We start from the raw sequence: 21115 nt of genomic DNA on the forward strand, positions 1-21115 counted from the left end.
CCTGAGGTCGGGTCGGGTCGGTGCGCTGGGCGTTCGGCGGGCTTTCAGCGGGCGGCGATAAGGGCGCGCAGCCGGTCGGCCCACTCCGGGGTCTCGGGCAGGTCGCGTACGGGTGTGTCGAAGTGGCCCCTGTTGTCCGGTGCGACCGGGGTCGTCGCGTCGATGATCATCTTGCTGGTGATTCCCGGGGTGTTGGCGGCCGGCGCCAGGGCCATGACCGACAGGTTGGGGACGATGACCACGTCGTCCTGGGGGTTCACCTTCGCGGACATCGCCCACATCACCTGGGGCAGGTCGAAGGGATCGACGTCCTCGTCCACGACGATGACCTGCGTGACGTAGCCAAGGCCGTGCGGTGTCGTCATCGCGCGCATGCCGACCGCCTTGGCGAAGCCGCCGTAGCGCTTCTTCGTCGAGACGATCACCGCGAGGCCGTGGGTGTACATGGCGTTGACGGCCTGCACCTCGGGGAATTCCGCGCGGAGTTGCTTGAGGAGGGGGACGCAGGTGTTGGGGCCGACGAGGTAGTCGACCTCGGTCCACGGCATGCCCAGGTAGAGGGTTTCGAAGACCGGGTTCGTGCGGTAGGAGACGCGGTCGATACGGATCGTCGGCATGCGTCGGCCGCCGGAGTAGTGGCCGGTGAACTCGCCGAAGGGGCCCTCGATCTGGCGCTTGCGGCTCTCCACCACGCCCTCGATGACGACCTCGGAGCCCCAGGGGACGTCGAAGCCGGTGAGCGGGGCGGTGGCGATGGGGGCGGGGGCTCCGCGCAGGGCGCCGGCCATCTCGTACTCGGACTGGTCGTAGCCCATCGGCATGCCGGCGACGATCGTGATCACCGGGTCGTTGCCGAGGGTGATCGCGATGGGCAGGTCCTCGCCCGACTCCTCGGCGACGTGCAGGTGTTGAGCCACATCGTGCATGGGGACGGGCTGGAAGGCGAGGCGGTCGCGGCCGATGACCTCGATGCGGTACGTGCCGACGTTCTGCTTCCCGAAGTGGTCCGGGTCGCGCGGGTCGCGGGAGACCACGGCGGCCTTGTCGAGGTAGAAACCGCCGTCGCCGTCGTTGAGCCGGAACAGCGGGAGGACCTTGAACAGGTCGATGTCGACGCCCTGTTGGGAGTTCTCCCGCCACGGCGCGTCCTCACGGCGTTCCGGTGCGACCGGGAAGGCGTCCCAGCGGCGGGCGAACTCCTCGACCTGCTCGCGCACGGAGGTGTCCGGGGGCAGTCCGAGGGCGAGGGCGTGGTTGCGCCAGGAACCGTGGACGTTCATCGCGATGCGGGCGTCCGTGAAGCCCTTGACGTTGTCGAAGTAGAGGGCCGGGGCGCCTTCGCCGATGCGTCCGGCCGCGTTGGCGGCAGCCGCCAAGTCCGGTTCGGGCAGGACCTGTTCGGTGATCCGCAGCAGCTGGTTCTCCTTGTCCAGGGTGTCCAGGAAGCTGCGGAGGTCGTCGTAGGGCATGGGGGCTCCGTACGTGAAGGGGCGTGTGGCGTGGGTCTGTTGAGCGCCGCGGATGTCTCGGGTGGTGTCTCAGGCGGCGGGGTGGATGCGTGCGTCACGGGCGGTGCGCATGCCTTCCCAGCGCCGGGCGGCGGGGGCCGGCAGGTCGAGCTGGTCGAGGACGCGGGAGGTGATGTGGGTGACGATGTCGTCGACCGAGGCGGGGTGGTTGTAGAAGGCGGGCATCGGCGGCACGATGCGCACGCCCTTGCGCGCGAGGTCGAGCAAGTTCTCCAGGTGGATCTCGCTCAGGGGCGTCTCGCGCGGTACGAGGACCAGCGGGCGGCGCTCCTTGAGGATCACGTCGGCGGCCCGGCCGATCAGCCCGTCGGCGTAGCCGGTGCGGATGCCGGCCAGGGTCTTCATGGAGCAGGGCACGATCACCATGCCGTCGGTGCGGAACGAGCCGGAGGCGATGGTGGCCCCCTGGTCCTCGGGGTTGTGGACGACGTCGGCCAGCTCGGCGACCTCGCGGGCGGTGCGTCCCGTCTCCAGTTCGACGGTGGTCCGGGCCCAGCGGCTGAGCACGAGATGGGTCTCCACGTCGGGCAGCTCGGCGAGCTGCTCCAGCAGCCGGACACCGAGCACGGCCCCGGTCGCTCCGGTCATCCCCACGATCAGTCGCACGTCGCCAGCTCCTTGCCCAGTCCGGTCTCTGCGCTTTCGACCGTAGGAGCGGTTCGGTGTCCGGCAAGGGTAGGCTCGGGACTCACCATGGGAAAAAACGGACAGCCCCGCCTTGAGATCACCGACGTGTCGTACCGTCCGTCACTCAGCGCGCCCATCGGTATGGACGTCCTGGACTTCACCGAGCTGCTGGCCCGCGGTGAGCGCCGGGGCATCGATCTGTCGGCACCGCAGCGGCCGGACTTCCATCACCTGATCCATGTCACCGAGGGCACGCTGCGCCACCGCGTCGACTTCACGGACTGTGTGGTGGAGGCGGGCGGCTGGCTGTGGGTGAGCTCGGGGCAGGTGCACCAGTACGTCCCCGCCGACCTGACGACGGCCCGGGGCACGATCGTCATCTGGCAGCCCGGCTTCGTCCTGGCGGAACCCCCGTTCGACCAGTCACCGCTGCTCCCGACGGAACCCCACGCCAGGGCAGCTCGCCTGACACTGCGTCACCTGTCAGACGAATACGCCGACTTGACGTCACTCCCCCTGGACGCCCACCTCCAGACCCTCCGTATGCTCCTCTCGGTCCTGCTGCTGCGCCTCTCGCACGTCCGCCCGGACCCGGTGTCGTCCGCCCCGGCCGACGACACGTTCCGCCGCTACAGCGCCGCCCTGGAACGCGACTTCCGCACCAGCCACCAAGTCGCCGACTACGCCGCCGCGTTGGGCTACAGCCCACGCACCCTCACCCGCGCGACCCTCGCTGCCACCGGCACGACCGCCAAGCAGTACCTCGACGCCCGCATCCTCCTGGAGGCCAAACGCCTCCTCGTCCACACCGACGCGACGGCGGCGGCCGTCTCCCGCACCCTCGGCTTCGCCGAACCGAGCGACTTCGCGAAGTTCTTCCGCAAGCGGGAGGGACACACCCCGCTGGAGTTCCGGGCGGCGGCACGCGGACGGAGATGAGGCACGCGGGCAACCGGGGGCGGGTATGCGGGAGTTCAGCCCGGTGGGACCGCCGTACGGCGTGATGTGTTCCGGGGGAAGGACCGCAAACGCACGTCGTACCGCCCCGTCTCCCAGCCGTCCCCAACAGCACTGATCCCCCTGTGCAGTTGGCCGCCGAACAGCAAGCCGCCCGGCGCCAGAGAGCGGTCCTCCGCTCCTCCGGCACCGGGCGGCAAACCCCCCGTACGTTCACCTATTCCAGGTCAGGACTCGACCCCGGCCTCCTCAAGCGCGCCGACCTGCTCCGGCTTCTCCTCCTCCGCTGCTGCCTGCCGTACGGCGGGGATCGCCGCCGCGACCAGGGCCGCCAGCAAGGCGACGCCGCCGCCGATGATGAGGCCCGTGCGGAAGCCACCCTCGGACGTGAAGGTGTAGCCGCCGGCCGTGGTGGTCATCTGGGCGAGGACCACGCCGATCACCGCGGCGCCGATCGAGGTGCCGAGGGAGCGCATCAGGGTGTTGAAGCCGTTCGCCGCAGCGGTCTCGGAGAGGGGGACCGAGCTCATGATGAGGGCGGGCATCGCGCCGTAGGCGAGACCGACGCCGCTGTTGATGACGATGCAGACGACCATGAGGCCCCAGGCGGAGCTCATCAGGCCCATCGACAGGGCGTAGCCGGCGGTGATGACCAGGACGCCGCTGATCAGCGTGAACTTCGGGCCGCGGGCGTTGGTGAGCTTTCCGCCGAGCGGGGAGACGATCATCATCATGATGCCGCCGGGCGCCATCCACAGGCCGGACGCGAGCATCGACTGGCCCAGGCCGTAGCCGGTGGCCTCGGGGAACTGGAGCAGCTGCGGGACGACCAGCATGCTGGAGTACATGCCGACGCCGACGAAGACCGAGGCGATGTTGGTGATCAGGACCCGGGGGCGGGCCGTCGTACGGAGGTCGATCAGCGGGTCGCCGGTGCGCAGTTCCCAGACGCCCCAGGCGAGGAAGGCCACGATCGCGACGGTGAACAGGCCGAGGACGGTGGCCGAACCCCAGCCCCAGTCCGCGCCCTTGGAGATGCCGAGCAGCAGGCAGACGAGGCCGACGGCCAGGCCGAGGGCGCCGGGGGCGTCGAAGCGCTGGCCCTTGGCGGCGGCCGGTACGTCCGGGATCAGGAACCAGATCAGCGCGGCGACCACGGCAGCGAGGGCGGCCGAACCCCAGAACAGGGCACGCCAGTTGGCGTACTGGGCGATGGCCGCGGCGATCGGCAGGCCGAGGCCGCCGCCGATGCCCATCGAGGCGCTGACGAGAGCGATGGAGGGGCTCAGTCGCTCCTGCGGGACCACGTCCCGGAGGAGGGCGATGCCCAGCGGGACCATGCCCATGCCCATGCCTTGCAGACCGCGTCCGACGATCATCGGGACGACGGACGAGGAGAGCGCGCAGACCACCGAGCCCACGATCAGCGGGACGGAGCAGGCGAGCAGCATCCGGCGCTTGCCCAGCAGGTCACCGAGGCGGCCGACGACCGGCACACAGACCGCGGCCACCAGCAGCGTGGCGGTGATCACCCACGCGGCGTTCGAGGACGAGGTGTGCAGCATCTCCGGCAGGTCGGCGATGAGCGGGGTGACCAGCGTCTGCATGATCGCCGCGGTGGTGCCGGCGAAGGCGAGCGTGGCGACCACGCCGCCTGCGCGGGCTGAAGGCTGGGGGGCGTCCATGACGGGACTCCTCGGCATGTCTGTTCAGTCGGGATGTGAAGGAATATGCATCGTACACATCGTATGTATCAGCCATGTGATGGGGATGATGCATACCGTCGTGCGAGGATGGGCCGGGCCGCCCCGGAGCGCAGGACCCGACAGCGGCATCGGCAGGAAGCAGGAGGCAGCGGACCGATGGACAGGCGCACGCGCGAGATCGAGTACGAGCAGATGCTCCTCAGCCGGCACGGGCTTCTCTCGCACAAGGGCGGTCGCCGCAAGGACGGCGTGCTGGAGCGCAGCGCCTACATCCTGCTGAGCCGGATCCGCGTCCAAGGACCCATGTCCATCGGCGAGTTGAGCGACGCGTTCGGTCTCGACACGTCCACCCTCAACCGGCAGACGGCGGCGGCCATGCGGTCCGGTCTGGTGGACCGCATCCCCGATCCGCAGGGCGGCATGGCCCGCAAGTTCCGCATCACGGACCTGGGCGCACGGATGCTCGACGAGGAACGCGAGGGCCTCGTCCAGTCCCTGGACCAGATCATGGACGACTGGTCGGACGACGACATCGACGCCTTCGCGGCTTTTCTACGACGCTTCAACACCGACATCGAACGGCTCGGGGGGCGTCCCTGGCCGCGGCCGTGAGCTCCGGTCGTTCACAACGCACGGGCTCAGTCCGCTGACAACACGTACGCTCCGCCCCGCGTCAACACGCGGGGCGGAGCGGTCAGTTCACGTGGAGCGTGTCCGGGTCAGGAGCGGCGAGCGCGGCTGGCCATGTAGACGGCGCCGCCGCCGAGGGCGATCACCAGGGCCGCACCGCCGGCGATGAGGCCGACCGGCGCGTTCGAACCGGTCTCCGCGAGCGGCTGGTTGCCACCGTTCGGCGTCGCCTTCGGCGTGGGCGAGGGCGACGACTTCAGCGGCGGGACGTGCGCGGAGGTGGGAGGCGTCGTCGACGGCTTGGGGCTGGCCGGCGGGGTCGACTCCTCGGCGGGAGGCGTGCTGTCGGCCGGGGTCGACGGCGTCGCGGGCGGCGCCGAGGCGGGCTGGGTCGGCGTCGGGGTGGGCGAGTCCGGGGTGCTCGGGGTGCACTCCTTGTCGCCGCCGTTCCAGGCCGCTATGAGGTGGTACGGCGTCATGATGTTGTCGGGCTCGTAGGGCAGGGGGCCGTGGCCCTCACCCGTACCGCCGTCGTACGTGACGTCGTCGCCGTACAGGTCGATCTGGCCGTAGCAGTCAGGGGACTTGACCTTCAACTGCTGCCAGGTCTGCCGGGCGTCGCTCGCGCCGGCGACGTCCTTGGCGGTGAGGTAGACCGTGGCCTTGTCGACCATGGTCTGGTGGCCGGAGTTGTACCAGTTGGGGCCCTCGGCGGTGTACTCGGCGAGGGAGACGGGGTACTTGCAGCTGTCCCCGACGGTCTGGTCGGGAGCCAGCCGGACCTCGACGGTGCCGGGGATGGTGTCCCACTGGAGGAAACCGCCCTGCGAGGTCCAGTCGGCGCCGACAACGTTTCCATCGGCACCGACGATGCGGTACTGCACCGTGGCGGACTGGCAACCGGCGGAATCGGCGGCACTGGCCGGTCCGGCCACGAGCACGGGCGCGGCGGCCGCGACGAACGCGGTGGCGGCGAGGGCGGACAGTGATCTGAGGTGGTGCGAACGTGACAAAGTGAGCCTCGACGATGGGTGAAAGGTGTGGGAGGTGGCAGAGCGCGAGCTGCGGGCGCACGCAAGGAAACGATCGATGGCGTGCGCTACCGGACCGCTCGCAGCGCTTCGCTCAGCTTAGGCACAGCGAAGCAAGCTGAATTCTTGTCACCTTTCACAACTCCCGTCAATCCTTCACCAGTTGACCACAGGTCAAGATCAGGACATCACCGCAAGTAGATGCCAGCGCAGGCCCTCCAGCTCGACGTAGAGGCCGGGGTCGACCAGTTCGTCGCCGTCCCGGTCGTAGGTCAAATCGGTGAGCAGTTCGGCGAGTTGACGGGTGCCGCCGCGCAGGTCGGTCCACGGGAGGCGGACCCGGCCCTGTGCGGGCTGCTCGGACAGGTTGACGACGACGAGGTGGCGGCTGGAATCGGTGGTCCAGGACCAGGCGACCAGGTTCTCGTGGGTGGGGTTGTCGGGCCAGCCCGTGCAGTCGAGAAGCTGCCACTCCCCTCCCGTACGCATGCCGGCGGAGGCGACCGCGGCGAGCAACTGGTGGTGGAATGCCAGGAGTTCCTTGTCGACGGGCTCCTCGGGTCGGCGGGACAGGAAGACCGGCGGGCGTACCCGGCGCCCCTCGAACTGGCCCTCGTGCCAGAGGGTCGCGCCGGGCAGGGTGGCGATGGTGACCGCCGCCGCGCGTTCCCGCTCGGGTGACAGGGTGGCGGCGGCCCGGGGTTCGTCGTGGTTCTCCAGGAAGCGGACCAGGCCGCGCTGGTAGCGGACGTCGGCCCGCAGATGACCGTGTACCGCATCGGCGCCCTCGTGCAGCAACCGGTCGTAGAGCCGTTTGTCGTAGCAGTGGTCGAACCCCTGTTGCTGCAGGGCCCATTCGAGGTCCCAGTACGCCTCGGCGACGAAGAGGAAGTCGGGGTGGCGCTCACGGACCTTGGGGATCGTGTACGGCCAGAAGTCCTCGGCCGGTGCCGTGCCGGCCCGTTCGCCCCAGGTCTTCGCGAAGACGTCGGTCATCAGCAGCATCGCCATGTCGCAGCGGACGCCGTCGGCCTGGTCGGCGATCGAGGCCAGGGTGTCGACGGCGGCCGTGCGCAACTCGTCGCTGAAGGCGTTGAGTTGGACGACGTCCGGCCAGGGTGCGAAGTAGGGATCGCGGCCCCGGGCGAAGACCTTGCCGCCGGCTTCCAGGAAGGCGGCGGGGTCGCGGGACAGGTCGTCCTGGGTGCCCTGGACGAGGCAGCCGGGGCGTTCGGTCAGCCAGGGGTGGTCGGGGGCCACGTGGTTGGGGACGTAGTCGAGGATCAACCGGACGCCACGGGCGGCCAGTTGGGCGCGGGCCGCCGCCAGTCCCTCCGGGCCGCCGAGGGAAGGGTCCACGACGTAGTTCCGGACGCAGTACGGCGATCCGGCCACGTCCTCCGGGCGGAGGTCCGGCAATGCCTCCCGGAACGACGCCTGGAGCGAGGCGTCGCGCAGGGCGATCTCCAGTCCGGCCGGGCTGCGTTCCCACACGCCCATCAGCCAGACGGCGTCGACGCCGGGGAGGGCGACCTCGTCCCAGGCGGCATCGGGCACCTCGCCGAGAGTGACCGGGCGACCGAATCGGCCGCTCAACTCCCCCAGCCAGATCAGGGTGTTGATCTCGTAGATCACCGGGTGCTCGGGCCAGGCGTTCATGACAGGGGCTCCTCTCGGTCGCCGGTCGGACGGAGGCTCTCGCGGCCCCGGGTCGACCACTCGTCGTCGCCGAGCATGTGGAAGAGGGTGGCAGTGACCGCGGACAGGCCGGTCCAGCCGGTCTGGTGGGAGGCGCCGAGGCCGGCGCCGTTGTCACCGTGGAAGTACTCGTAGAAGAGGATCAGGTCCTTCCAGTGCGGGTCCTTGGCGAACTTGGCCTGGGCGCCGTGCACCGGACGGTGTCCGTCGGCGTCGCTGAGGAAGGTGGCGGTGAGCCGGTCGGAGATCTCGCGGGCGACCTCGTAGAGCGTGAGCTGTCGGCCCGATCCCGTCGGGCACTCGACGGTGAAGTCGGCGCCGTGGAAGGCGTGCAGGTTGAGCAGGGCACGGATCAGCAGTAGGTTCACCGGGAACCACACCGGGCCACGCCAGTTGGAGTTGCCGCCGAACATCCCGGAGTCGGACTCGGCGGGCAGATAGCCGACGCCGTACGACTCGCCGTGCACCTCGAAGGTGTACGGGTGCTCGGCGTGGAAGCGGGAGAGGGAGCGAATGCCGTGCGGGCCGAGGAACTCGTCCTCGTCGAGCATCCGGGACAGGATGCGCCGCAGCCGGTCCTCGCCGAACAGGGCGAAAAGATAGCGGCCGTCGGCGTTCGGGCCCATCGCCTCGTGCGAGGAGATGGTGGCCTCCACAGCCGGGTGCCGCTCTATGAACTCCCGTGCTCCCGCGACCAGTTCGGGGAAGCGCTGGTCCGCCCAGCCGCCGACCAGGCTGGTGGCCGCGAGCGGGATCAGTCCGACGAGCGAGCGCACCTTGAGCCGGGTCGCCGTGCCGTCGGGCAGCCGCAGCACGTCGTAGAAGAAGCCGTCCTCCTCGTCCCACAGGCTCGCGTTGTCGGCGCCGATGCGGTTCATGGCGACGGCGATCCACGCGAAGTGCTCGAACAGGGACTGCGCCTGCTCGATGTAGACGGGGTTGTCGACGGCCAGCTCGATGGCGATCTCCAGGAGGTTCTGGCAGTACAGCGCCATCCACGCGGTGCCGTCGGCCTGGTCGAGGTGGCCGCCGGTGGGGAGCGGGGCGCTGCGGTCGAAGACGCCGATGTTGTCGAGGCCGAGGAAGCCGCCCTGGAAGACGTTGTTGCCGTCGGTGTCCTTGCGGTTGAGCCACCAGCTGAAGTTCTTCATCAGCTTCTGGAAGGCGTTCTCCAGGAAGGCACGGTCGGCCTTGCCGGTGCGGTGTTTCTCCAACTCGTAGAGGAACAGGGTGGCCCAGGCGTGCACGGGCGGGTTGACGTCCCCGAAGTTCCATTCGTACGCCGGGATCTGGCCGTTGGGATGGAGGTAGAGGCGGCGCAGCAGCAGGTCCAACTGGCCCTTGGCGAAGCTGAGATCGACCATCGACAGGGCGACGGTGTGGAAGGCGAGGTCCCAGGCCGCGAACCACGGGTACTCCCAGGTGTCCGGCATCGACATGATCTCGTCGTTGACCATGTGGTACCAGTTGCTGTTCCGGACCCGAGGGTCGGAGGCGAGCGGGTCGACGCCGTGCTCGGACAGCCAGCGCTCGACGTCGAGGTAGTAGTACTGCTTGCTCCACAGCATCCCGGCCAACGCCTGCCGTACCAGCCGCCGTTCGTCGACCGGGGTGTCGGCGGAGGTGATTCCGTCGTAGAACTCGTCCGCCTCGGCGCGGCGTTGGGTCATGACGGTGTCGAAGTCGCCGGTCCAGTCCGGCAGTTCGGCGGCGCTGAGGCGCAGGCGGACGGTGGCGCTCTGGCCGGCGGGAATCGTGAGCACGTGGTGGACGGCGGCCTTGGTGCCGGTCCGGTCGGGGTTGACGGCTCCGGTCTCGCCGCCGACGACGTAGCGGTCGATGCCGTCCTTGACGTAGGGGGTGGCGTTCGAACTGCCGAAGATCTTCTCGTTGTTGGTGTCGTTCTCGGTGAACAGGCCCTCCCCGTCCGCGTCGCAGTACAGCCAGCGCGGGCCCAACTCCACGTGTTCGGCGCGGAGTTGGCCGTCGAGTTCCTGGTGGATGGACGGTACGGCGGTGCCGCCGGCCCAGGACCAGGTGTGGCGGAACCACAGGGTCGGGAGCAGGTGCAGCGGTGCCTCGTCGGGGCCGCGGTTGTGCGCGGTGATCTCGATCAGCAGGTCTTCGGGGCCGGCCTTGGCGTACTCGACGAACACGTCGAAGTAGCGGTCCTCGTCGAAGATGCCGGTGTCGAGGAGTTCGTACTCGAAGTCCCCGCGGCCCCGGGCCTTGTTGGTGGCCTTGAGGTCCTCGTACGGGAACTCCGACTGCGGGTATTTGTAGAGGTACTTCATGTACGAGTGCGTGGGCGTGCTGTCGAGGTAGAAGTAGTACTCCTTGACGTCCTCGCCGTGGTTTCCCTCGGCGTTGGTGAGGCCGAACATCCGCTCCTTGAGGATCGGGTCACGGCCGTTCCACAGCGCGAGCGCGAAGCACAGCCGCTGTTTGTCGTCGCTCACGCCCGCGATGCCGTCCTCGCCCCAGCGGTAGGCGCGGGAGCGCGCCTGGTCGTGGGTGAAGTACGACCAGGCGTCCCCGTTCTGGCTGTAGTCCTCGCGTACGGTGCCCCACTGGCGCTCGCTCAGGTAGGGGCCCCAACGGCGCCAGGGCACCCCGGAGTCGTCCGCCTCGGCCAGCCGTCGCCGCTCGGCATCCGGTGTGTCGCCGCTCGTCCCCATCGTGTGTCCTCCTCGTGGCCCGGCACCTTCGTCAAGACTCCGGTGTCTTGCGCGCGACGGCAACGGATACGGGGCCGATCATGCGGATGGTCCTCTCTCGTTCATCTCCGGGTGCGGGTGGTCGTTCAGCTCCGGGTCCTAGCGGAGCGTTCGGCTCCGGGTTCGGACGGATCGCTCGGCTCCCGGCTCCGGACGTAGTCGACGAGGTCCACCGTGACTGCCAGCAGCAACGCCGCTGCCGCCGCGACCGGCGCCACCAGGAACGCGCCAGCGCTGCCGTGCCTGTCGGCGAGGTACCCGGCCAACGCCTGGCCGGTCGCGGTGCCGAGCGGGCCGCCGGCGCACAGGATCGTCAGGGCTACGGTCGCCCGGTCGGCCGGTGCGAGGCGCTCGGTGAGGGCGTAGAGGCTGATCATGTACGGCGCCACGGTCACTCCGGCGACTGCCATGGCGGCGGGAATGGCGTGCAGGTTGTCCCCGGCGACCAAGACGAGCGTGCCCAGCAGCAGGGTTGCCGCGAAGGTCACGTAGCGCCGGCGGAGGGTGAAGCGCGCGGGGAGCCAGGCGCAGGCGGCGCCGGCCAGGGCACTGCCGATGCCGAAGACGGCGTAGAGCAGTCCTGCGCTGCCCGGGTGCCCGCTCTCGTTGGAGTAGGCGGTGACGCCGGTCTGAACGGCGCCGAAGACGGCGCCGATCGCGGCCATGGCGAGGAGCATCGCGGTAAGTGGCAGTCGGGGCAAGGGAGTTCGAGCGGCGCGCGTGCTCTTGCGGTGTTCGGTGCTCCCCCGGGTCAGGGACAGTGCGAAGGGCAGGCCGGCCAGGACGAGGAGGGCGATGGCGGCCAGGGTCGGCGCTGTCGGGCCGAGGGCGGTGAGCAGTCCGACGAGCGCGGGTCCGGCGACGAAGCTGATCTCGTCGACGGTGGCCTCGTACGAGAAGGCCGTGGGGATGAGGTCGGGCCGGGCGCCGGCGTGGAGCAGGCGTGACCAGTGGACCCGTACCAGGGGGCCGATCGGGGGTTGGGTGAGTCCGGACAGGGCCGCGGCTGTCAGCATGCTCGCGCGGCCGGTGTGGCTCGCCGCGACGAGGCAGGTCAGGGCGACGGCGTTGGCGAGTACCGTGACCGTCCCGACGCGGCGGTGACCGTGCCGGTCGGCCAGTGTTCCGGCGATCGGGCCGCCGAGCGCGTTGGCGATGCCCTGGGCCGCCGCGGCGAGTCCGGCGAAGGCGTAGCTGCCGGAGGCGGCCTGGACGAGGACGAGTGTCGCGAGCGACGAGGTGGCGTAGGGAAGGCGGGCGAGGAAGCCCAGCGGGAAGAAGGCCGCGCCGGGTACGCGCAGCAGGGATCGGTACGCCATGGGCGTCTCCAGTGAGCACGTCGGAGAGACGCGCTACCCAGCCACCGGCGCGTTGACGATCCCGTTTCTGTCGCGCAGCCTAGCGAGCGGACCGGCCCGTCACCAGAGCGTTCAGTCCCCTCCGTGGTCGCCGTAGGCGGTGACCGACAAGAACCGGACGGGGAGTTCGACCAGTTCCTGGGGACCGTGCGCGCCCTCGCCGTCGAGTTGGAGGGCGTCGCCGGGGCGCATCGTGTAGGCCGCCTCTCCATGGCCGTAGACCATCACGCCTTCGAGCATGAACAGCAGCTCGGTGCCGGGGTGTTGGAAGAGGGGGAAGACCTCGCTGGACTCGGTGAGGGTGACGAGGACGGCTTCCATGCGTTTGTGGGGGCCGCGCAGGGCGCCGAGGAGTTCGTAGAGGTGTCCGACCCGGCTGCCGCGGCGGATGATCTGGGCGCCGTGACCGGCCGGGACGTAGACGGCTTCGCGTTCGGTGTCGACGCCTCGGAAGAGGGCGGTGACCGGGACGTTCAGGCCGGTGGCGAGGCGGCCGAGAGTGGTGAGGCTGCACGACGTGTGGGCGTTCTCGATCTTGGAGAGCATCGCTTTCGAGATACCGACCCGGGCCGCCATCTCCGCCACCGACAGACCGGACGCGATCCGGTAGCGGCGCACCTGGCGGGCGATCGCGGTCTCCAAATCCACGGGCCCGTCGGCCTGTTCGGGGGTGATCTCCCGGTCGGGCAGCGCGGCTGCCCGGTCGTCGTGGTCGGTGCCCATGGCGGCCATTCTGCCTGATGGGCGTGTGTCTGCGGGGAGTCGCGGGTCGGTGGTCAACGGTTCAGGGCGAAGCGTGGGTGGGGCTCGGTGCGGCCCAGGGCCAGGTCGGCGGCCATCGCGCCGATGAGCGGGGTGAACTTGGCGCCGTGACCCGAGCACGGGGAGACGACGACGAAGGGGCCGGTGCGGTCGAGCACGAAGTCCTCGTCGGGGGTGGTGGTGTAGAGGCAGCTGGCCTCGGCCACGGGTGTGGGGTCGAGGCCCGGGAGGGTGCGTTCGACCCACTCGGTGACCTTGTCGCGCGAGACGGGATCGACAATTCCGGTGCGGGTGTCGGCAGTTGTGGGGGTTCCTTCGTCGTGCTGCGCGACCTTGAACGCCGGGAGCGGTCCGCCGTCGCTGCCCGAAGGGAGGCCGTAGAGGTTCAGCCGGTCCTTGTGCACGAAGACGGGCCAGGGGGTCGCTTCCGGGTCCCGGCGACGGAAGTGGAAGACCTGCTGCTGGGTCACCCGGAGGGGCGGCAGGGGGGCTGATACGCCTAGTGGGGCGGCGAGTTGGGGCAGCCAGGCGCCGGACGCGACCACGACCGTGTCCGCGACTACGGCGGCGGGGCCGTCCGAACGCAGCGCGACGCGGCCGTCGTTGAGGATCTCCGCGCCGGTGACGCGGGTGCCGGTGATGACCTTGGCGCCCAGCTCGGCGGCCCGTCGTACGGCGGCGGCCACCGTCGCGTCGGCGTCGACCGTCCCCGCGTCCGGGTGATGCAGCACGGGACCGTCGAAGCGGAACTGCGGCCAACGGTCCGCCGCTTCGGCCGCGGTGAGCAGTTCGTGCGGTACGGCGGCTGCCGCCAGGATGTCAGCGATGCCCTCCGGGTCACGGCCCGCGCCGAAGTCCAAACCCCCGGTGAGGCGCAGCAGTTGGGCGCCCGTGTCGTGCTCCAGTTCCTGCCAGAGTTCGCGGGCCTCGCCGGTCAGGCGAACGTAGAGGGGGTCGGCGTAGGCGCGGCGATAGATGCGTGAACTCCCGTGGGAGCTGCCGGACTTGTGGCCGATCTCGTACGCCTCGACGAGCGTGACCTCGTGGCCCTGGCGGGCGAGTTGCCAGGCTGTGGCCGCGCCCATCAGGCCCGCTCCTACGACGGCGATCACAGGGCGGCTCCGGAGGTGCCGGGGATCCAGTCGGTGCCGGCGAGGGGGACGCGGGCCATGGCGGCGGACTCGATGGTCAGGGCGACCAGATCCTCGGGTTCCAGGTGGTGGAGGTGGGCCTTGCCGCAGGCACGGGCGAGGGTCTGGGCCTCCATGGTGAGGACGCGGAGGTAGTTGGCGAGTCGGCGGCCGCCTTCGACCGGGTCGAGACGGGCGGCGAGTTCCTCGTCCTGGGTGGAGATGCCGGCCGGGTCGCGACCCTCCTGGAAGTCGTCGAAGTAGCCTGCCGCCGAGCCGAGTTGGCGGTACTCGGCGTCATGGCGCGGGTGGTTGTCGCCGAGGGCGATGAGGGCGGCGGTGCCGATGGCGACCGCGTCCGCGCCGAGCGCGATGGCCTTGGCGACGTCGGCGCCCGTGCGGATGCCGCCGGAGACGATGAGTTGCACCTCGCGGTGGACGCCGAGTTCCCGAAGTGCCTGCACCGCCTGGGGAATCGCGGCGAGCGTGGGGATGCCGACGTGCTCGATGAACACCTCTTGCGTGGCGGCGGTACCGCCCTGCATGCCGTCGACGACCACGACGTCGGCGCCCGCGTGGACGGCGAGCTTCACGTCGTAATAGGTGCGTGTGGCGCCGACCTTGACGTAGATCGGCTTCTCCCAGTCCGTGATCTCGCGGAGTTCGCCGATCTTGATGGTGAGGTCGTCGGGGCCGGTCCAGTCCGGGTGACGGCAGGCGCTGCGCTGGTCCACGCCGACCGGCAGGGTGCGCATCCCGGCCACCCGGTCGGTGATCTTCTGTCCGAGCAGCATGCCGCCGCCGCCCGGCTTGGCGCCCTGGCCGAGGACCACTTCGATGGCGTCGGCCTGGCGGAGGTCGTCGGGGTTCATGCCGTAGCGGGACGGCAGGTACTGGTAGACGAGGTGCTTGGACTGGTCGCGTTCCTCCGGGGTCATGCCGCCGTCGCCGGTGGTGGTGGAGGTGCCGGCCGCGCTCGCCCCGCGCCCGAGCGCCTCCTTGGCGTTGGCGGAGAGGGCGCCGAAGCTCATGCCGGCGATCGTGACCGGGATGTCCAGGTGCAGGGGGTGCTTGGCGTTGCGGGCCCCGAGGACGACGTCGGTGTCGCAGCGCTCCCGGTAACCCTCCAGCGGATAGCGGGACATGCTGGCGCCGAGGAAGAGCAGGTCGTCGAAGTGCGGGAGGGGTCGTTTGGCGCCCCAGCCTCGGATGTCGTAGACGCCGGTCGCGGCGGCCCGCTGGATGGCGTGGATGGTGGCGCGGTCGAAGGTGGCCGACTCACGCAGGCCGTGCGATGCGAAGTCCATGCCCGTGTCCCTGTCCCTCACTGTGTCCTTGCCCTTGTCCCGGCCCGTGTCGCTGCAATGTCTTGGCGGCCCTCATCGCTGTCCATGGCGGCAACTCCCTCAGTACTCGGTCGAGTTGTCGACCTTGAAGTGGTACAGCTGCCGCGCCGAGCCATAGCGGCGGAAGGCTGCCGGGTCCTCGTCGAAGTCCGCCGCCTTCAGCAACTCGGCGAGTTCCACGAGGTGTTCGTCCCGCACCTCCTTCTCCACGCAGTCCGCACCGAGGGACTTGACCGTGCCCTTCACGTAGATCCGGGCCTCGTAGAGCGAGTCACCGAGGGCGTCACCCGCGTCGCCGCAGACCACCAGCCGTCCCGCCTGCCCCATGAACGCGCTCATGTGACCGACGTTCCCGCCGACGACGATGTCCACGCCCTTCATCGAAATCCCGCACCGGGCGGCCGAGTTGCCCTCGATCACCAGGAGTCCGCCGTGTGCGGTGGCCCCGGCGGACTGGGAGGCATCGCCGCGCACCCGGACCGTGCCGGACATCATGTTCTCGGCGACACCGACTCCGGCGTTGCCGTGCACGGTGACCGTGGCGTGCTGGTTCATGCCGGCGCAGTAGTAGCCGACGTGGCCCTCGATGTCGACGGTCACCTCGTCCTTGAGACCGCAGGCGACGCTGTGGGCGCCTCGGGGGTTCAACACCCGCCAGGATCGCGCCGGTTGGGTTACGTGGAGCGCCTGGTTGAGATCGCGGACGGAGGACACCGCGAGGTCGGCGGTCTCCACCCCGGTCAGCGCTGCCATACGCACACCTCTTCCGGCTCGGGCTCGAAGATACGGGCGTGCTCGATGCCCGGCAGGACGTCCAGGGCCCGGTACTCGGAGGCCATCGCGACCCATTCGGCCGTCTCCGCGACCAGGGCCGGCTTGCAGGCGATGGCATCGCGGACCACCGCGAAGGAGTCGGTGGTGGAGACCAGCAGCGTGTAGAAGCCGTCGAAGCGCTCACACAGCAGCCGTAGCGCCTTCTCCAGGTCGGCGCCGGCGGCGAGGTGGTGGGCAACGAAGCGGGCGCCGACCTCGGAGTCGTTCTCGCTGTCGAACTGCACGCCCTGAGCGCGGAGTTCACGTCGGATGGTGGCGTGGTTGGCGAACGACCCGTTGTGGACCAGGCATTGACCGGGGCCCACGGAGAAGGGGTGCGCGCCTTCGGGCGTGACGGCCGACTCCGTGGCCATGCGGGTGTGGCCGACGCCCTGGTAGCCGGTGACTCCGGCGAGCCCGAACGACTCGGCCAACTGGACCGGATTCCCCGTCCCCTTGAGGACGGCGAAGCCCTTCCCCGAGCCGATGACGGTGGCCTGGGGCAGCGCGGTCGCGATGGCGGCGAGCAACTCGGGGACCGGGGACTCCGCGTGGACCACCGTCGTGGCGTCGGCGCCGACAACCACGGTGTCGGGCAGGGCGGTTGACGCTTCCTGCGGGGTCACGCCCAGCAGAGAGACGACCGCACGACCCGGGGGCGACAGACGCGGATCGCCGTAGACCGCGACGCCCGCCGAGTCCGGGCCGCGTTCCACGACCTGGCCCAGCATGGCGGTGAGCAGTTCGCCTAGCCGGGGTTCGAGGGAGGGCTCACGCAGATGGAGCCCGACGATTCCGCACATGCGGCTCTCCTCATCACGAGATGCGACGGGTGGGTCAGTAGGCGGTGAACGGTGGGTCAGAAGGCGGTGAGGTAGCGGTCCAACTCCCAGGCGCCGACGGTGCCGTGCCAGTCGAAGAACTCCTGGCGTTTGACCTCGCCGAAGTACTCGCTGACGCCCGGTCCCGCCGCGTCGAGCGCCCCGCCGATCACCGGGTCGGCGGCGAGTGCTTCTACGGCGTGCAGCAGGGTCGGCGGGAGTTCGGGGCGGGCCGCGGTGACCGCCGCGTCTCCCGGTTCGCCGGGGTCGAGGACGCGCTCGATGCCGTCGAGTCCGGCGGCCAGGGCGGCGGCTGCCGCGAGGTAGGGGTTGGCGGAGCCGTCGCCGCCGCGCAGTTCGACGCGGTTGCCGTCCGGGACGCGGATGAAGTGGGTGCGGTCGTTGCCGCCGTAACCGGCCTTGCGGGGTGACCAAGTCGCGCCCGAGCGGGTCGAGGTCGCGCCGGTGCGCTTGTACGAGTTGACGGTGGGCGCGATGACGGTCTGGAGGGCGCGGGCGTGGTCGAGGATGCCGCCGACGAAGGAGTAGGCGAGCGGGGACAGGCCGAGACCCCGGGTGTCGGAGGCATCGGGGAAGGCGGGTTCGCTCCCCCGCCACAGCGACAGGTGCATGTGCATCCCGGAGCCGGTGCGGTCGGTGAACGGCTTCGGCATGAACGTGGCCGTCATGCCCCGCTGTTCGGCCAGTACCGACACCAAGTACCGCATGGTGATGACCCGGTCGGCGGTGGTGAGGGCGTCGGCGTAGGCGAAGTTCTGCTCGAACTGGCCGTTGCCGTCCTCGTGGTCGTTGGCGTAGTTGCCCCAGCCCAGGGAGTTCATCGCCTTGGAGACGGCGGTGAGGTGGTCGTACATCCGGGTCAACCCGCGTGCGTCGTAACAGGGTTGGGCCGCCGTGTCGCGGCTGTCGGCGACGGAGAGCGTGCCGTGTTCGTCGCGGTGGACGAGGAAGTACTCGATCTCCGCGCCGACCGCGAGGGACAGTCCGAGTTCGGCGGCGCGGGCCAGGACCGCGCGCAGGATGACGCGCGGCGCGTAGGGCCAGGGGCTGCCCTCGACGTGCGGGTCGCAGTGCACGAGGGCAAGTCCCGGGCGCACGAAGGGCAGTGGGGTGTAGGAGGCGGGGTCCGGGATCGCGATCACGTCCGGGTCGCTGGGCTGCTGGCCGAGCGCGCCGGCGGCGTAGCCCGCGAATCCCACGCCGTCGGACTGGAGTTCCTCGACCGCCTCGACGGGGACGAGCTTGGCGCAGGGTTTGCCCGCGAGGTCGACGAAGACCGCGAGGACGAACTCGATGCCGTCGGCGCGGACTTGGTCGGCGAGATCAGGGGTGGACTCGGGCGCGGTCGTCGGTGCCGGGCCGGTGGTCGTGGGAGGTGCGGCTGCGGTGTCCATCGCCATGGGAGGCTCCCGGCATCCGTGGGTTTCCTGATGTGAATCGCTATTTCCCATCAGGAAACTCGATCGCGATTACGGCCTCATTTCCCGCAGGGAAGCACCCTGTTGCCGGCGCCGAGCGGCTCAACTCCCGGCCCCCGTCGCGGATATGGCGTTCTCAAATGGCGAGAGGTAGCCTCTCATCCGATCGCCACACGCGATCGCCACGCGTCTCATCACGTCTCATCACGTCTCGCCGGGGAGGCCGTCATGGCAGGCACGATGCAGGGCAAGGTCGCCGTGATCAGCGGAGGTTCGACCGGTGTGGGGCGTGCCGTCGGAGCACTGCTCGCGGAGAACGGCGCAGATGTGGTCCTGCTCGCCCGCCGCGCCGACCGACTGGAGACCGCCGCGCACGAGATGACCGGCTCGGTGCTGACGATCCCGACCGACGTCAGCAGCGGCGACAGCGTCCGCGCCGCGTTCGCTCGGATCGAGGAACGGTTCGGGCGGGTGGACATCCTGGTGAACAGCGCCGGGGTGGCCCGTATCCGTGCCATCGAGGACACCGCCGACGAGGACATCCACAGCTGCATCGGCACCAACCTCCTGGGCCCGATCCACACGATCCGCTCGGCGGTGCCGCTACTTCGAGCGGCGGGAGGTGGTGACATTCTCAACATCTCCTCCGAGATCACACTGGACCACATGCCGCTGATGGCGATGTACGCGGCGAGCAAGCACGGGCTGAACGGCTTCACCTCCGCGATGCACAAGGAGCTGCGCGGCGACGGGATCCGGGTCGCGCTGGTGCTCCTGGGCTCGATCTCGGACAGCGCGTTCTACGAGAACTTCTCCGGCGAGGACCGGCAGCGCGCAGCGCCGGTGTGGGAGGCGGACGGCTATCTGACCAGGGTGGGAGCCATGAAGCCGCTCCCCTCGGCCACGGTCGCCCGGGTCATGTTCCAGTTGCTCAGCACGCCGCCCGAGGTCGTCCAGGACGTGGTGCACATCCGCCCGGCGGGCTGAGGCCGGCGGTCCGGGACGCGCGTGCCACACTCGGCCGACCCGCGCATCGACGGCCGGCCCATGCATCAAGCTTGGCCACCCCATAAGTCGACCTTATGAGGTCATAGACCGGACCCGCATACCGAGTAAGGCATGCCTTAGTTTAGGCTTCCCGTCGAGTCGCTTGTTTTCGCTCGAAGGGAACCTGATCATGCCGCGCCCCCTGCGGGTAGCCATCGTCGGAGCCGGCCCCGCCGGGATCTACGCCGCCGACGCCCTGCTCAAGTCCGAGGTGGCCGCCGAACCCGGCGTGTCCATCGACCTCTTCGAGCGGATGCCCGCGCCCTTCGGCCTGATCCGGTACGGCGTCGCCCCCGACCACCCGCGCATCAAGGGCATCATCACCGCCCTGCACCAGGTCCTCGACAAGCCGCAGATCCGCCTCTTCGGCAACATCGACTACCCGACCGACATCAGCCTGGACGACCTGCGCAGCTTCTACGACGCGGTGGTCTTCTCCACCGGCGCCACCGCAGACCGCGAGATGTCCATACCCGGCATCGAGCTCGACGGTTCCTACGGCGCCGCCGACTTCGTCTCCTGGTACGACGGCCACCCGGACGTCCCGCGCACCTGGCCGCTGGAGGCCGAGAAGGTCGCCGTCCTCGGTGTCGGCAACGTGGCTCTCGACGTGGCCCGCATCCTCGCCAAGACCGGCGACGAGCTGCTGCCGACCGAGATCCCGCCGAACGTCCACGAGGGTCTCAAGGCCAACAAGGCGCTGGAGGTGCACGTCTTCGGGCGCCGCGGCCCGGCGCAGGCGAAGTTCTCCCCGATGGAGCTGCGCGAGCTGGACCACTCGCCGAACATCGAGGTCATCGTCGACCCCGAGGACATCGACTACGACGAGGGCTCGATCACCACCCGGCGCGGCAACAAGCAGGCCGACATGGTCGCGAAGACCCTGGAGACCTGGGCGATCCGCGATGTCGGCGACCGCCCGCACAAGCTGTTCCTGCACTTCTTCGAGTCCCCCTCCGAGATCCTCGGCGAGGACGGCAAGGTCGTCGGCCTGCGCACCGAGCGCACCGCGCTGGACGGCACCGGCAACGTCAAGGGCACCGGCGAGTTCAAGGACTGGGACGTCACCGCGATCTACCGAGCGGTCGGCTACCTCTCCGACAAACTCCCCAAGCTGCCCTGGGACATCGACTCGGGCACGGTCCCGGACGAGGGCGGCCGGGTCATCCAGGAGACCGGCGAGCACCTCCAGTCGACGTACGTCACCGGCTGGATCCGGCGCGGCCCGGTCGGCCTGATCGGTCACACCAAGGGCGACGCCAACGAGACGGTCGCGAACCTGCTCGACGACCACGCCAACGGCCGTCTGCACACGCCCGTTTCGCCCGACCCGGCGGCCGTCGAGGCGTTCTTCGCCGAGCGCAACGTCCGCTTCACCACCTGGGACGGCTGGTACCGACTGGACGCCGCCGAGAAGGCGTTGGGCGAGCCGCAGGGCCGCGAGCGCGTGAAGATCGTCGAGCGTGAGGACATGCTCCGGGCGAGCGGCGCGTAAGTCTTGGCC

17 protein-coding genes are annotated in these 21115 nt (G+C 69.9%); 4 read left to right on the forward strand and 13 right to left on the reverse strand.

Going from position 1 to position 21115, the window contains the following annotated elements:
- Nucleotides 1-44: 44 nt before the first annotated feature.
- Nucleotides 45-1469 carry a non-oxidative hydroxyarylic acid decarboxylases subunit C gene (locus tag ACIBK4_RS11660; protein WP_398994452.1) on the reverse strand — a complete coding sequence of 475 codons (1425 nt, stop codon included), beginning with the start codon at nt 1467-1469 and terminating at the stop codon, nt 45-47.
- Nucleotides 1470-1538: 69 nt separating this feature from the next.
- Nucleotides 1539-2135, reverse strand: a complete 597-nt coding sequence (locus tag ACIBK4_RS11665) for a non-oxidative hydroxyarylic acid decarboxylases subunit B (RefSeq protein WP_398994453.1) — start codon at nt 2133-2135, stop codon at nt 1539-1541.
- 87 nt (nt 2136-2222) lie between these two features.
- On the opposite strand from ACIBK4_RS11665, the gene ACIBK4_RS11670 reads away from it, so the two are divergent.
- A complete protein-coding gene (locus tag ACIBK4_RS11670) occupies nt 2223-3095 on the forward strand; it encodes a helix-turn-helix domain-containing protein (protein WP_398994454.1) in 873 nt (290 codons plus the stop codon).
- Nucleotides 3096-3340: 245 nt separating this feature from the next.
- Here the strand turns inward: ACIBK4_RS11670 and ACIBK4_RS11675 are convergent, their stop codons facing one another.
- Nucleotides 3341-4798 (reverse strand): MFS transporter, encoded by a 1458-nt coding sequence (locus ACIBK4_RS11675; RefSeq protein WP_398994455.1) that lies wholly within the window; start codon nt 4796-4798, stop codon nt 3341-3343.
- 177 nt (nt 4799-4975) lie between these two features.
- Between ACIBK4_RS11675 and ACIBK4_RS11680 the strand changes: the two genes are divergently transcribed.
- Nucleotides 4976-5431 carry a MarR family winged helix-turn-helix transcriptional regulator gene (locus tag ACIBK4_RS11680; protein ID WP_398994456.1) on the forward strand — a complete coding sequence of 152 codons (456 nt, stop codon included), beginning with the start codon at nt 4976-4978 and terminating at the stop codon, nt 5429-5431.
- 107 nt (nt 5432-5538) lie between these two features.
- On the opposite strand, the gene ACIBK4_RS11685 is transcribed toward ACIBK4_RS11680, so the two are convergent.
- The 10 genes from ACIBK4_RS11685 to glnT all read right to left on the reverse strand — a co-directional run bounded on the left by ACIBK4_RS11685 (nt 5539) and on the right by glnT (nt 18546).
- Nucleotides 5539-6462: a hypothetical protein gene (locus ACIBK4_RS11685; protein ID WP_398994457.1), complete on the reverse strand. Its 924-nt coding sequence runs from the start codon at nt 6460-6462 to the stop codon at nt 5539-5541.
- A 198-nt stretch (nt 6463-6660) separates the two neighbouring features.
- Entirely contained in the window at nt 6661-8139 is a 1479-nt protein-coding gene (locus ACIBK4_RS11690; RefSeq protein ID WP_398994458.1) for an alpha-amylase family glycosyl hydrolase, read from the reverse strand.
- Complete coding sequence (locus tag ACIBK4_RS11695; RefSeq protein ID WP_398994459.1) at nt 8136-10856, reverse strand: MGH1-like glycoside hydrolase domain-containing protein; 2721 nt, start codon at nt 10854-10856, stop codon at nt 8136-8138. The genes ACIBK4_RS11690 and ACIBK4_RS11695 overlap by 4 nt, the downstream gene beginning before the upstream one ends.
- Before the next feature lie 125 nt (nt 10857-10981).
- Nucleotides 10982-12214: an MFS transporter gene (locus ACIBK4_RS11700; RefSeq protein WP_398994460.1), complete on the reverse strand. Its 1233-nt coding sequence runs from the start codon at nt 12212-12214 to the stop codon at nt 10982-10984.
- Nucleotides 12215-12325: 111 nt separating this feature from the next.
- A complete protein-coding gene (locus tag ACIBK4_RS11705; protein WP_398994461.1) occupies nt 12326-12976 on the reverse strand; it encodes a helix-turn-helix domain-containing protein in 651 nt (216 codons plus the stop codon).
- 53 nt (nt 12977-13029) lie between these two features.
- The gene (locus ACIBK4_RS11710) at nt 13030-14127 is read right to left on the reverse strand and encodes an FAD-dependent oxidoreductase (RefSeq protein WP_398994462.1); all 1098 of its coding nucleotides are present in this window, start codon (nt 14125-14127) and stop codon (nt 13030-13032) included.
- Entirely contained in the window at nt 14124-15452 is a 1329-nt protein-coding gene (locus ACIBK4_RS11715; protein WP_398994463.1) for an FMN-binding glutamate synthase family protein, read from the reverse strand. Before ACIBK4_RS11715 ends, ACIBK4_RS11710 begins: the two co-directional genes overlap by 4 nt.
- Nucleotides 15453-15551: 99 nt before the next feature.
- Nucleotides 15552-16244: a glutamate synthase gene (locus ACIBK4_RS11720; RefSeq protein ID WP_398994464.1), complete on the reverse strand. Its 693-nt coding sequence runs from the start codon at nt 16242-16244 to the stop codon at nt 15552-15554.
- Nucleotides 16232-17107, reverse strand: coding sequence for a glutamine amidotransferase (locus tag ACIBK4_RS11725; RefSeq protein ID WP_398994465.1), 876 nt, complete (start codon nt 17105-17107; stop codon nt 16232-16234). The genes ACIBK4_RS11720 and ACIBK4_RS11725 overlap by 13 nt, the downstream gene beginning before the upstream one ends.
- Before the next feature lie 56 nt (nt 17108-17163).
- Complete coding sequence (gene glnT / locus ACIBK4_RS11730; RefSeq protein ID WP_398994466.1) at nt 17164-18546, reverse strand: type III glutamate--ammonia ligase; 1383 nt, start codon at nt 18544-18546, stop codon at nt 17164-17166.
- 246 nt (nt 18547-18792) lie between these two features.
- On the opposite strand from glnT, the gene ACIBK4_RS11735 reads away from it, so the two are divergent.
- Nucleotides 18793-19551: an SDR family oxidoreductase gene (locus tag ACIBK4_RS11735; RefSeq protein WP_398994467.1), complete on the forward strand. Its 759-nt coding sequence runs from the start codon at nt 18793-18795 to the stop codon at nt 19549-19551.
- A 190-nt stretch (nt 19552-19741) separates the two neighbouring features.
- Nucleotides 19742-21106 carry an FAD-dependent oxidoreductase gene (locus tag ACIBK4_RS11740; protein ID WP_398994468.1) on the forward strand — a complete coding sequence of 455 codons (1365 nt, stop codon included), beginning with the start codon at nt 19742-19744 and terminating at the stop codon, nt 21104-21106.
- Nucleotides 21107-21115: the final 9 nt, after the last annotated feature.

The sequence above is a fragment of the Streptomyces sp. NPDC050528 genome, assembly GCF_044457795.1.
Taxonomy (GTDB): Bacteria; Actinomycetota; Actinomycetes; order Streptomycetales; family Streptomycetaceae; genus Streptomyces.